The sequence below is a fragment of the Streptomyces sp. NPDC096311 genome (genome assembly GCF_044763085.1).
GTDB lineage: Bacteria > Actinomycetota > Actinomycetes > Streptomycetales > Streptomycetaceae > Streptomyces.
The window spans coordinates 1-11,960 of sequence record NZ_JBIWFN010000042.1; the positions used below are offsets into that span (position 1 = coordinate 1).

Here is an 11,960-nt window from a genome sequence, read left to right on the forward strand (position 1 = left end):
ACGTCTTGTGGGCCATGATCCGCGACGGCGCGTGCTACGAAGCCCTACCAACCGTCACGACAGCGGCTTGACATCGTCATTGGGAAGTTCTTTAACCTTCGGTGGTCTGTGACCTGCCATCGGGGCTGGACCGGCTGCGATGTTGTGGGGGTGCTCATGCTTCTACGCGCAGCCAGGTGTCGCTTGCGCGGAGCCAGAGGGAGCCGTTGCGCCCTTGGCCGCAACGCATGACCACTCGTCCGGGAACGCGAAGCGTGCGGCGGCTGGTCACTGTCCACGTGGTGCCGTTGAGTTCGGCACGTGTGAGCTCGACGGACCGCTTGTTGTGGTTTCGGCGTGTGAGTACTGCCTGGTTGCCTCGGACCGCGAATCCGTCCGGGTTGCGGACCGGACTGGGGTAGCTGACCACGTCCCCGGTGGACGGGGTGATCTGTGTCAGGAAGGTGCCGCCTCTGCTGCTGCCGGAGGACCACACGAGCCATACCCGTTCGTTCTCGGTCGCGGCGGTGCAACCTTGCAGAGGGTGGTCGGGCAGCCGCCCGTCGGGAGTCCAGGCCGCCTGGCCTCGGGTGTTCCAGCCCGCGAGGCCCGCTCCCGACTCGGGGTGGCCGCCGTAGATGCCTTCGTCGCCGTAAGCCGTCCAGATGCCTCCGTGGACATCGGTGACCAGGGCGGGGATGTCATCACCGACGCAGAACTCGGCTTCAGGTGTCCCGGATGGGGAGAACACCACAGCATTGGACGGCCAGGGACCCTCGGCCTCGTTCCGGAACGTGCGGCCACTCACCAGCAGGAATCGGGAATCCGGGAGCAGAGCCAGGTGGCCTGGCCACATCCGAATGTCCTTCAGCATGGTGCGCCGCACCTCCTGACCGGTGATGGTGACCAATTCACCAGTGAACGGAACTTCCAGCCCACACCCGATCCACCCCTTGGGGTAGCGATTGCGAGCGAGATAACGCCGGTGGACCAACAGGACTGCAAGCTCCCCGGCGGGCCCGACACTCCACCAGAGGGCTCGGTACCCCCGGCCGGCATCGGCAGCGGGAAGCCGCCACACGTGGTGTATCGCGGCATCGGAACGAGCAGTCATGGGGCGGAGGTTCATAGGAAGTCGCCTCTAGGACTCCAGGGGCTGAGCCGCCCGAAGAGCGCTACCTTACCGGTCCTCGACCAGCCCAACCCAGTGGCAATCTGTCCAGTGGTCGTGCCACAGGACATCCAGTGTCGAAATGTGCCTCGAACTATGCCGCTTAGCTGGGCATTCTCCGGACACTGAGGCGGCATTCGTCTGATCATGTGCTGCGAACAAGGTGCGCTGATCAAGACGAGGGCTGTGAGGGTGAGTCTGCTGCCTGTTGTTCCAAGTGAAGCATTAGCTGTGGCGTCACATTTCCGGGGCGACTTCTTCGACTGCCTGACCGCGCGCGGGGACACGTTGTTCGAGTTGACCGACGCGTTGCTGTGCGCGGACGGGCCGGTGACCACACCGGTGGACCTCACGCTGGTGGCCGAGCACCGGCGCGGGCACGGCGCGATGTACGAAGCCTTGAACCGCGGGAACGTCGATGTGCCGCGGCTGCGGCAGGTGCTGGCCGGGCTGCCGCAGCCCGCGGCCGCCGACGAGCGCCTGGTCCTGGCGGTGGACGTCACCCACTGGCTCCGGCCGGACGCCCCGACCAGTGCGGACCGTTTGTTCTGCCATGTCTACGGCCGCAGCGGACGTTCGTCGGACCAGTTTGTGCCCGGCTGGCCCTACTCGTTCGTGGCCGCACTGGAGTCGGGCCGGACCTCGTGGTGCCAGATCCTGGACGCACTGCGGCTGGGGCCGGCCGACGATGTCGCCGAGGTCACCGCGGCCCAGGTCCGCCGCGTGGTCGAGGACCTGATCGACATGGGCCGTTGGCACGCGGGTGACCGCGACATCCTGGTCGTCTTCGACGCCGGATACGATGCTCCCCGCATGGCCTACCTGCTGGAAGGACTGCCGGTGGAGGTCCTGGGGCGGATGCGCACGGACCGGGTGATGCGCAAGCCGGTCCCGGTGCCATGGATCTCACTGCCGCAGGGCGGACGACCGCCGAAGCACGGCAAGGAGTTCCGCTTCGCCAAGCCGGATTCCTGGGGCGATCCGGACGCGGAGACCGTGCAGGTAACCGACCGCTACGGCACCGCTTGCGTGATGGCCTGGGACCGCATTCACCCGAGGCTGACCACGCGCTCGGCATGGATCGACCACGCCGGCGAACTCCCGGTCATCGAGGGCACGTTGATCCGTCTTGAGGTCGAGCGACTGCCCGGCGGCCACGACCCACTCCCCGTCTGGCTGTGGACGTCGACCACCGGCCTATCGGGGGAGGACGTCGACCTGCGCTGGCAGGCGTTCTTGCGCAGGTTCGATCTGGAGCACACCTTCCGGATGATCAAACAGGCGCTGGGCTGGACCCGCCCGAAGCTCCGCACACCCGAGGCGGCGGACCGGTGGACCTGGCTGATCATCGCAGCGCATACCCAACTCGGCCTCGCCCGGCCGCTGGCCGAGGACCTCCGCCACCCCTGGGAGCGGCCGGCCGAGTCCGGCCGTCTCACCCCCGCCCGGGTCCGCCGGGGGTTCAGGAACCTCCGCCCCAACTTGCCCTGCCCGGCCCGTGCACCGAAACCCAACCGGCCCGGCCCCGGCCGACCGCCCGGCTCGAAGAACCGATACCCCGCCACCCACTACGACGTGGGCAAAACGGTCAGACGACCCGAGACCATCGCCGAACGCAACCAGGCCAGACCATAAAGATCAAGCTCAGCCCGGATCGCCCCCGTAACGAAACGGTGGGGGATGACCTGCGCGCACGGATCGAACAACAGTGTCAGTCGGGCCGATATCCTGTGGGTGAGGTGACCGGAAATCGTCACCCAGAAAAGGATTCATGACGACAACTCCGATATCTCCCATCACGGAGCCCGACCCGTCCGCGCTGACCTGCCCCGGTGACCGGGTCGGCCTGTGCGCCGGGCGCCAGCGCAAGACACACAAGTACGGCAGTGTCGGCTGTCCGCTGTCCGCTGTGCCAGTGGTGCATCGCGCCCGTGATGGAGCGGTGGGGTCCGACCGTGCGCTACGTCAGCACGCCCGCGTAGCTGCGCACCGGCCGGGTGAAGCCGCTCAGGCGGGAGAACCTCCAGGGGCGTCGCCACGTCGTGCCAGACATGAGGCAGATAATGACGCGCATGTAGCGGAGCCGGGGGCTGGCCGCCGTGTAAATCGCGGCCGCCGACGACCAGACGGCATTTGCCCCGCAGGAAGTACTCGCCACGCGATGGGCGACCGCGACGGCGGACGTACGACACGCACGCCCGGCGAGCCCGGCGTACGGCTGCGCTGCTACTGCTCTGACCGCATAGGTTCGCCGGGTTGGCGGCGCCGGTGCTCGGACCGGCTGGACTCGGTGTGGGAACAATTTGAGCGGTCGCGGAGCCGATCAAACTAGGCTCCCAGCATGTCTGGTCCGACGTTGGTGATCGAGTTGGCGGAACCGCTCTCCCCGGCTGCGCTGCGGGAGTTCCGCGCGTTGATGGTGGGGCTCTCCTCCCACTTCGCCGAGAAGCGGCCTGGGTTCTTCGACGTCAACGTGCCCGCAGAGCGCCTGGGCGTCGAGGACAGGCGAGAGGAGGACCGGCGAAAGCCGTTCCCGCTTCCACTCCTCGGTAACACCGCCGCGGACGAGGAGCTCACAGCCCTGGTGGGGTTCAATCCGCAGCGCGAGGACTGGCGTCGGCCCTTCCTGGTCTACTTGATGGGGCCGGGTGTCGGCGACGAGAGCATCTTCGAGGCTGAGCACGCGGACGAGCCCGAGGTAGAGGCCATCCTCGGCTTCAGGCCGACCCATGCCGTCAACGTCAGCGCCGGCTGCAATCGCGAGATCGACCACGTGGCCACGGCCCTGCTGACCGCCACTGTCATGGACGCCATCGGGGGTGTGGCCAAAGCCGAGCTGCTGGACGGACAGGCGTCGGTCGTCGCTGACCTTCCGGGGGTGTTCGGGATCGCGGACGACAACTGGATGGCGCTGGGAACGGCCGAGTTCCTGCGGGCCTGGGTTGGGCACCCCGCCTTCCGGCTGGTCAAGTAGCCCAGACAGATCCGCAGCGGAGGTGGTGCTGTGACCTGGAACGTTCACCATGTTGCCTGATCATGCGGCGAGAGCGGGTCGGCCGCCCCAGCGGATGCCTTTCTCGCTGCGGATGCGGGCACGTTCCTTGCGTTCGGCGACCAGAAGGTCGTGGTGGCGGGCGTTGGCGTTGCGCCAGCGGAGGAAGGCGTGCAGGGTCCGGGTCTGCACCGTGTGGTTGGGGTGGTGGGAGTTGGCGATGGTGAACTGCTGCAGCGGTCCGAAGTGCGCCTCGATCGGGTTCGCCCACGAGGCGTAGCTCGGGGTGAAGCACAACTCGACCCTGTGCTTCTTCGCCCAGCGGCGGATGTCGGCGCCTTTGCGGGCGGACAGGTTGTCCAGGATCACGTAGATGGGTGCGCCGTCAGGCCGGGCGGCCCGGATCGACTTCAGCGCGGCCAGCGTGTTCGCGGCACCCTTCTTTCGGCGGTTTACGCCCCACAGACGGTCGTCGCCGACCGAGTAGAAGCCGTGGAAGTACCGGACTACGTGGGTACGGTGGCAAGTGGCCAGCAGCCGGTCGGGACGCCGTTGTTCAGCCCAGCCCGAGCCCGCGGTGGGCCGGATCCCGAGCGGGCCGAACTCGTCGAAGGAGAAAACCCGGTCTGGGAAGCGGTCCAGCACGTGCTCGATACGGTCCAGCTTCGCCTCTCGTTCGGGGTCCGGGGATTCCTTCCATGTCTTGGTGCGCTGGAAGGTGACGCCGCGGCGGGCGAGCAGGCACCGTAACGCCTCACGGCCGATGCGGATCACCCGGCCCTGCACTTTGCGCAGGTAGGCGACCAGCTTGGGCAGCGACCAGCGGGTGAACGGCCGGCCGAGCTTGACCGGGCGGGAGGTGGCCGTCGCGATGACGAAGTCCTCGTCATCATCGCCGAGTTGGCGGGGACGCGCCTCCCGCCCACCGAGGGTCCAGGCAGGCCAGGCCCTTCTCATTGAACGCGTGGATCACATCCCAGACGGTGTCCTCGTCGGTCTGCACCAACTGGGCGATCACCGGCACCCGGTTCCCGCCGGCCGAGGCCAGCAGCATCATCGCCCGCCGGTAGCGAACCGAACTGGTGCTGCCCCGGTGCACGATCTGCTGCAGCTTCTGCCCCTCCTGGTCGGTCAGTCTGCGCACACGGACCGGCTCGGGCACCGCGCCTCCAGCGGTCGGATCGGATGTCACCGCACATCCAACCGCTACGACCGCCGACCCGACGAACCTAAGCGGTCACAGCACTACCTGGACCTGCGACAGCAGTTCGGCACGTAGAGGTACTGACCGTTCGTGCCCCTCGCGGGGTGGTCAGCCGGGTTATCGGGCACGGCGGCGCGGGCACAGCCCGTTCCCCGTGCAGCCCGGCCGCCCCCGGCTGTCAGACCACGGGCATAACGTTCTCCCACATGAACCCTGAACTGCTCGGCCGGCTGCGGCCGTTCCGTGAAGAAGCACTGAAGCGCGGCTTACCGTCACAGGACGTGGAGCGGTGGATCGCCACCGCCCGCCCGTCCGGGACGCTCATCACGAGCGGGGACGGACCGGTCGTCGGCCGGTTCGGTGGCCCGCTGATGCTGCCCACCGACGCCCCGGACCCCTGGTTCCCCCTGCTCGCCACCCTCGACTGCGCGGGCCTGCCCGAGGAGGTGACGGGCCTGCCGCTGCCGCCGGACGGGCGCCTGCTGCTCTTCGGCTTCCCCGAGATGACGGACTACAGCGCCAGCGCCGGTGAGGTCGTGTACATCCCGGCCGGGACATCCATCGAGGAACGGAAGACGAAGTACCCGTACGTCTACGGCGGGGAGGGAGACGAATGGGACGACGGGACACGCGGCATCTACGAGCAGTTCCCGCAGGACGAGCTGCGCCTGTCGGCCGACGTCTGCCTGCCGTACCACTTCGTGACCGCCGCCCCGGAGCCGCCCCACGACGACATTCCGTTCCCCGGTCACCCCCGCGCCGGCGAGCTGGCCGAGGCGTGGCTGGAAACCTCCGGCGACATCGCCGTCGACGGCCCGCTGCACATCGGCGGGTACGCCTCCCACGAGTGCACGGAAGGGGACCCTGTCGTAGATGCCGCGTTGAAAGCTGCGCGGGCGCGGCAGTTCCGGACCGCGCGGTCGGACGAGCCCGGCGACGCCGTGGAACTGCCCGCTCCTGACGAATGGATGCTGCTCGCCCAGTGGGACATCGGTCTCCGCGGACGGGAGGGCTCCACCCTGCACTGGGTGATCCCACGGCAGGACCTGGCCGAGCGTCGCTTCGACCGCGCGCACGTCTCGTTCTTCTGGAACCCCTGAGCCGATCTGGCCCCACCGCGCCGGTCCCCAGGCACGCCACCGGCCGGGCGGCGGTGGGGCCCGTCCGACTCGGGGCGCTGCCCGGCATCCGGGACCGTGCCGGCAACGACGGGCGCCGGTGGCGCTGCGCGTGGTCCACGCCCGGCACACCCGGACCAACGACCAGCTGATCCAAACAAAACTGCCTGGGCAGCAACGGCGGACTGACACGCCGCCATTGCAACCGGCAACGTACTGCCGGGCGTCATCTGGCCGTTCACCCCCGTCAGGGGGTGACATAGTCGCCCCAGCCGAAAGTGGCGACGTAAGCCCGTCGAACGGCTTCTCCGCCGCGTCCACCCCTGATGCAGATGATGGTCAGCGCGAGGATGAACCAGGCGGTGCAGCACCCCGCGACGATCAAAGTCCAGCGAATGCCGGAGAAACTGGCAATGACGACCAGAGCAATGATCGTGACGACTAGTCCGATGTGGCCGCCCCTGAGATCCGTGCTGGACCTGCTGCCGCCTGTCATCAGGGTCTCCCGCCGAGGATCACGCCGTTTTGCGTCACAGCAGACTACGGGGCTCCGTCAACGGCGTCGTGGCCGCTCCCACGACGGGGTTTTGGATTTGGTGCCGACCTTGTGGTGGGCACCAAACCACGGCGTGGAACGCCGTCCCCACCCCGAAGCTAGGAACTCCCCTCCCTGCAGGTTGGATTGGAGCGTCGCGTGACGCGACAGCAGCAGGCGGCAGGGGGACAAGTTGTTCATCTTCGGTGTGCTGGCCTTGGCACCGTTCATCCTGGCCATCATGTGGGCAGTCCTCGGAGTACGCGCTCTGCTTCTCTGTCACACGCCGGGCCAGTGGCTGCAGGAACGAGTGCGGCAGCCGAGACTTCGGGGAGCAGGAGCCCTGCTGATGCTGGCCAGTTGGAACGCTCGATCGCGGCGCGTACAGCGCCCGCCTGCGGCCACTCCTCTTCGTGAGCTTGGGCAGGCGGCCGCCCGGCGTGCACGAGGGAGCCGGCCACGGCAGCGACCGACTCCGGGGTCGCGTAGACGCGCCAGAGCGCCGGAGTGAGGTGACCGGGCCACGGGCATCGAGTATCCGGGGCCGACGTAGACATACGCCCAGCCCGTCTCCTCGCCCCAGAGGAGACGGATTCCGCTGGCGGTTGGAGCAGCACGACACTCGCCTCCGCGGCGGGGTCGGGCAGGTCAGGAGACGCGCAGGAGTGTGATGGCGGGGCGGATCGCGCCGGGCCCGAACTTGGCACGGATACGGTCGCCGACTTCTTCGGCGCCCAGCCGGGCCTCGCGCGCACCGTCGAAGCTGATCTGTTCGGCAACCTGATCGGCGGCGATCAGGTCCTCGCCTTTCAGCGTGATTCCGGTGAGGCGGCCTCGTTGAAGTCCTGCCGCATCGATCAGCCGGTAGGCGTGCGCAGGTCGTCGTCATGTGCGGAGGCCCCCCGGAGCCGGCGGGTCTTCTCCCACGTGGTGCCTCCGGCGAAGCGCCGGGCCAGGGTCACGCCGCGGGCCGCCTGGCCCCGACCACGGAGCTGGAGGGCGAGGGTGACGACCAGGTCGAGCAGGGCCGCGCGGACGGCGACGCCGTCCAGAGTGTGGCGGGGGAAGATGCGGCTCACGCTCGCGGAGGCGGGCAGGGCGCGCGAGGTGACGGGGCGGGGGTCGATGCCGCGGGCCCGGTCGGCCACCTGGCGGCCGGCCCGGCCGCCCAACAGGCGCTGCACGCTGGCCGACGGGATCGCGGCGAGCAGGCCGACACAGTGCACGCCGTAGCCGCGCAGGACCTGGGCATGGCGGGAGCCGATGCCATGGAGGGCTTCGACGGGCAGCGGTCCGAGCCAGTCGGCCACCCGGCCAGGGCCGACGGCGAGGACACCGCCCGGCCCGGTGATCTGGCCGGAGGCGGTGGCCGCGACCGTGATGGACGGGCCGATCGCGACCCGTACGTCGACACCCAGCCGGGACATGCTCCGCACCCGCAGCACCTCCCCCAGCCGCCGCGCATCCACGCCGTAATAGCGCAGCGCACCCTTCAGCTCCACCAGGGCCGCCGCCGGAGGCAGCGCCTGGACGACCGGGGACAGCACCGCCAGCTGCTCGAGCACCTGCCGGTAGACGTCCTCCGGCAGACGATCCGGACAGCGCACATGCATCACGCTCGCCACCCGCCATGCCTCAGTCCCTACCTCCACAGCACCCGCCTCCCCCACCCCGCATTATCGCACTAGCATTCGAACACGCGGGAGGGTGACCCAGTCGCCTGCGGATCTAGAATCGGAAGCATGTTTGATGACCTGCCGCCTGACCTGGCACGACTGCTCACCCTGCGGATGTGGCACGCCATGTGGCTGCAGCGCATCGACACCAAGATCGCCGCCCTTCAAGAGCGGGAAGCCGAACAGGAACAGGGCCGGAAGAGCCGCCCGCAGGAGCCGGACTGGATCGTCGAACTCGGCATCGGCAACGGACGCCCGCCCATCGAGGTGCATGTGGGCGGCTGCTACGCCGCGGGCAAACGACGACGTTCCGTCCCGCGCGACGAAGCACGCCGGCTCCTCAGCTCGGGCATGCGCGCCCGTACGCACTGCAAGCCCGACGCCCAGCTCCGCATCCTCGACTGACCAGCCACAGACGACGCCGCATCTCTACTCCCCCGTCCGGCACAGGACTTCGGCCTAGGCGCCCTGCCGCCGGGCCGGCTTCTTGGCCGCGGACTTCTTCGCGGACTTCTTCGCGATCTTCTTGGCGGGTGCCTTCCCCGCCGTCTTCCCGGCCGTCTGCTTCTTGGCCGTCGGCATCTCGTGGACCTCGGCATCGCCGGCGTCCTCGCCGCGCGCGGCCTGGGCCATGAGGACGCTCTCCTGGAGGGCCGCCATCAGGTCGACGACCTGGCCGCCCGTTTCCTCGTCCTCGGTGCTCGGCTTGGGCGGCTGTTGGCCCTCGGCCTTCGCCTCGATGACCGCCTCGAGTGCCTGGCGGTACCCGTCCCGGTAGCCGGAGATGTCGTCCGTCGTCATCGAGTCGATCAGCTGAACGGCTTCGTCGATCTCGGAGTCGGTGACCTTGGCCTCCTTCGGTGCGAGCTCGGAGGGGTCGCGCACCTCGTCGTCCCACTTGAGCACGTGCGCGACCAGTGCCCCGTCCCGCACCCGCAGCAGCACCAGGCGCTCACGCCCGTGCCACGCCAGCTTCGCGACGGCCACCTTCGTACTGCGAGGCAATGCCCGGGCGATCAGCACGTACGGCTTCGCCCCGACCGGGCCGTCGTACTGCAAGAAGTAGCTGTCGCCGCTCAGCCGAACCGGGTCGATCGACGCGGCCGGCACGAACGCGACGATCTCCATCGCCTTCGCAGTCGGCAGCGGCATCCGCTCCAGGTCTTCGTCCGTAATGGCGACCAACGTGTCCTTGGAGACCTCGTGCCCCTTGCCGATCTCGCCCGCGGACACCTCGCGGTCCTCCGCCTCGCAGTACTTGCGCACCCGCACCCGGCCCAGGTCCTCCGTATGGACCTGATGGAAACGGACCGAACGGTCCTCGGTGGCACTCATCAGCTTCACCGGAATGGTCACCAAGCCAAAAGATATGGCGCCGCTCCACAGCGGTCGGGGCATCACAGACCTCCACGACACCCCGAGCCCCACCAGTGTGGGATCTCAAGTTCGGCTGCACAATCGCATCGCCCGCTTCATATCGACTGCACTCTCGACTGGCCGACGAAAACCCGCCGCAGCACCTCCCGCCTTGTCTGGGGTCACGGCTCCCTGCCCGTCTCACTCTCCGCGCGCGGACCATGGGTGAGCTAACCTGCCCGCATGCGCGGACAGTTCACCGGCTGGCCGGAGCAGGCCATGGACGTGTTGTGGCAGCTCCAGGGCGAACCGACCCACGCGACCCGCGAGCGCTATCGCGCGGACCGCGAACGCCTGGTCCGGCAGCCGATGATCGCCCTGCTCAACGAGGTCGCGGACACCGACCCCCGATACGAGGACTTCTCCGTCTGGCACTACCGCACCGACTCCTGGTGGTGGCAGCACCAGAGCGCGGTGATCCGGCTCGGCCGCAAGATCGAGATCGGCCTCCGCTTCGCCCTGGACGGCCTGCGGATCCAGGGCGCCTGGTGGTACCCCGATCCCGGCCAGGTGGACATGTTCCGCAAAGCCGTGGCCTCCGAGGGGAGCGGCCGCGAACTGTCCGCCATCGTCGAGGACGTGCGGAAGAAGGGCTACGACATCTCCGGGGACCTGATGAAACGCCCCCCACGCGGCTATCCGACGCACCACACCCGCATGAACCTGCTGCGCCACCGTTCGCTGATAGCCGCCCGTCCCCTCGGCTGCGAGGAGTGGCTGCACACCCCCGAGGCGGTCGACCGGGTCCTCTCGGCCGCCGCCGACCTGGACGCCCTGCTGATGTGGCTGGTCCGCCACGTGAAGCGCGCCGCCTGACATCACCAGGGCGCCGCGCGGCACGGGAGGAACCACACCCGTGTCGCCAAACCTGGCGGGGATGCACCGAGAGCCGAGACAACCGCAGATGAAGCAGCGTGAGGCACCGCGAGAAGCCGCAGGTCACAGCCTTGGTATATGCAGCGAAGCGCGAGATCCTACAACCAGCCTGTGAGCCCCCAGCACGGCCCGCTTCCTGACGGCACCGACGGGCGCCGCAGCCACCCCCGACGCAGGCTGGACGGGTGGACTGGCCCGTCTCCGTCGCCCTCGCGCAGTCCGTACCGGAAACTGCTCACCGGCACGGACTGGAGCTACGAGATGAAACTCGACGGTTCTCCAGACATCCGGAGATATCTCATTCGGGCGGGCCAGTAGGGTGGCGGCGGACGAGAGAAGAGATCCTCCGATGGACTCCCGCATATCGCGCATACGCTCCAAGCTGGCGAAGGTCCCGTACCAGGTGCAGCGCAGCCACTCGATGGGCGCCGAGCGTCACGCGTTTCGTGTTGGCCCGCGCATCAGTTCCGCGCAGGCGGACGTCTTCGAGGGCGAACACCGCATCGAATTGCCGTCGGCCTACCGAAAGTTCCTTGTCGAACTTGGGGGCAACGGTGCCGGCCCCTTCTACGGCCTGCTTCCGCTGGAGGAGTGCAGGCTGTTCACCATGGACCGGCAGCCGCCGGACGGCACCCCGCGGGGATTCCATCACGTGAATCACCCGGACGCGCTGCAAGGAGACCTGTTCCTCCACATCATCGAAATGGGCTGCACCGACCTGTGCCTCATCGGCGTGACTGGCCCCCTCACCGGCCGCATGCTCACCGGTAACGCGGACGGCTTCTGGCCCCCGAACGTCTCCTCGGCCCAGGACTTCCTCTCCTGGTACGAACGCTGGCTGGACCACATGCGGGACGGCAAGGACAACGACGCTCTGGGGCTCACCTCCCCGGCGACCGTCGCAAGCGCCCCCTGGGGCCCCCGGGCCAGGGCCCGGAAAACTCCGTGGTCGCAAGCCGCAGTGTGTTGAGGCGACGGGACTCGAACCCGAGA

The 11,960-nt window shown here is 68.5% G+C and carries 11 protein-coding genes and 1 pseudogene; 7 read left to right on the forward strand and 5 right to left on the reverse strand.

All coding sequences use genetic code 11. From position 1 onward, the window contains the following. Positions 1-154: 154 nt before the first annotated feature. Positions 155-853, reverse strand: a complete 699-nt coding sequence (locus tag ACIRA5_RS51620; RefSeq protein ID WP_403705098.1) for a hypothetical protein — start codon at positions 851-853, stop codon at positions 155-157. Positions 854-1,342: 489 nt separating this feature from the next. On the opposite strand from ACIRA5_RS51620, the gene ACIRA5_RS51625 reads away from it, so the two are divergent. The 3 genes from ACIRA5_RS51625 (at position 1,343) to ACIRA5_RS51635 (ending at position 4,124) form a co-directional block, all read left to right on the forward strand. Further along, positions 1,343-2,785, forward strand: a complete 1,443-nt coding sequence (locus ACIRA5_RS51625) for an NF041680 family putative transposase (protein ID WP_403705101.1) — start codon at positions 1,343-1,345, stop codon at positions 2,783-2,785. Between the two features lie 470 nt (positions 2,786-3,255). Then, the gene (locus tag ACIRA5_RS51630) at positions 3,256-3,396 is read left to right on the forward strand and encodes a DUF6207 family protein (protein ID WP_403705195.1); all 141 of its coding nucleotides are present in this window, start codon (positions 3,256-3,258) and stop codon (positions 3,394-3,396) included. 95 nt (positions 3,397-3,491) lie between these two features. Then, positions 3,492-4,124, forward strand: coding sequence for a DUF6368 family protein (locus ACIRA5_RS51635; RefSeq protein WP_403705103.1), 633 nt, complete (start codon positions 3,492-3,494; stop codon positions 4,122-4,124). A gap of 60 nt (positions 4,125-4,184) precedes the next feature. On the opposite strand, the pseudogene ACIRA5_RS51640 reads toward ACIRA5_RS51635, so the two are convergent. Next, a pseudogene (locus tag ACIRA5_RS51640) lies at positions 4,185-5,304 on the reverse strand (IS630 family transposase). Positions 5,305-5,552: 248 nt separating this feature from the next. Between ACIRA5_RS51640 and ACIRA5_RS51645 the strand changes: the two are divergent. Beyond that, on the forward strand, positions 5,553-6,446 hold the full coding sequence (locus ACIRA5_RS51645) for a DUF1963 domain-containing protein (protein WP_403705106.1): 894 nt from the start codon (positions 5,553-5,555) through the stop codon (positions 6,444-6,446). Between the two features lie 265 nt (positions 6,447-6,711). Here ACIRA5_RS51645 and ACIRA5_RS51650 read toward each other — a convergent pair whose 3' ends face one another. Both ACIRA5_RS51650 and ACIRA5_RS51655 read right to left on the reverse strand, forming a co-directional pair. Then, positions 6,712-6,960, reverse strand: a complete 249-nt coding sequence (locus ACIRA5_RS51650) for a hypothetical protein (protein WP_403705108.1) — start codon at positions 6,958-6,960, stop codon at positions 6,712-6,714. Between the two features lie 896 nt (positions 6,961-7,856). Continuing rightward, complete coding sequence (locus tag ACIRA5_RS51655) at positions 7,857-8,651, reverse strand: hypothetical protein (protein ID WP_403705111.1); 795 nt, start codon at positions 8,649-8,651, stop codon at positions 7,857-7,859. Positions 8,652-8,741: 90 nt separating this feature from the next. Here ACIRA5_RS51655 and ACIRA5_RS51660 point away from each other — a divergent pair, with 90 nt between their 5' ends. Then, entirely contained in the window at positions 8,742-9,080 is a 339-nt protein-coding gene (locus tag ACIRA5_RS51660) for a DUF6233 domain-containing protein (protein WP_403705114.1), read from the forward strand. 54 nt (positions 9,081-9,134) lie between these two features. Here the strand turns inward: ACIRA5_RS51660 and ACIRA5_RS51665 are convergent, their stop codons facing one another. Then, complete coding sequence (locus tag ACIRA5_RS51665; protein ID WP_403705116.1) at positions 9,135-10,073, reverse strand: Ku protein; 939 nt, start codon at positions 10,071-10,073, stop codon at positions 9,135-9,137. Between the two features lie 201 nt (positions 10,074-10,274). Between ACIRA5_RS51665 and ACIRA5_RS51670 the strand changes: the two genes are divergently transcribed. Together ACIRA5_RS51670 and ACIRA5_RS51675 are read left to right on the forward strand one after the other, a co-directional pair. Then, on the forward strand, positions 10,275-10,907 hold the full coding sequence (locus ACIRA5_RS51670; protein WP_403705119.1) for a DUF2461 family protein: 633 nt from the start codon (positions 10,275-10,277) through the stop codon (positions 10,905-10,907). Positions 10,908-11,316: 409 nt separating this feature from the next. Beyond that, entirely contained in the window at positions 11,317-11,937 is a 621-nt protein-coding gene (locus ACIRA5_RS51675; protein WP_403705121.1) for an SMI1/KNR4 family protein, read from the forward strand. The last annotated feature ends 23 nt before the right edge of the window (positions 11,938-11,960 follow it).

Bases quoted from the DNA above. Each gene is read 5' to 3' on its own strand.
- ACIRA5_RS51620 (WP_403705098.1), bottom strand. From the start codon at position 853: ATGCTGAAGGACATTCGGATGTGGCCAGGCCACCTGGCTCTGCTCCCG.
- ACIRA5_RS51635 (WP_403705103.1), top strand. From the start codon at position 3,492: ATGTCTGGTCCGACGTTGGTGATCGAGTTGGCGGAACCGCTCTCCCCG.
- ACIRA5_RS51645 (WP_403705106.1), top strand. From the start codon at position 5,553: ATGAACCCTGAACTGCTCGGCCGGCTGCGGCCGTTCCGTGAAGAAGCA.
- ACIRA5_RS51650 (WP_403705108.1), bottom strand. From the start codon at position 6,960: ATGACAGGCGGCAGCAGGTCCAGCACGGATCTCAGGGGCGGCCACATC.
- ACIRA5_RS51660 (WP_403705114.1), top strand. From the start codon at position 8,742: ATGTTTGATGACCTGCCGCCTGACCTGGCACGACTGCTCACCCTGCGG.
- ACIRA5_RS51665 (WP_403705116.1), bottom strand. From the start codon at position 10,073: ATGCCCCGACCGCTGTGGAGCGGCGCCATATCTTTTGGCTTGGTGACC.
- ACIRA5_RS51670 (WP_403705119.1), top strand. From the start codon at position 10,275: ATGCGCGGACAGTTCACCGGCTGGCCGGAGCAGGCCATGGACGTGTTG.
- ACIRA5_RS51675 (WP_403705121.1), top strand. From the start codon at position 11,317: ATGGACTCCCGCATATCGCGCATACGCTCCAAGCTGGCGAAGGTCCCG.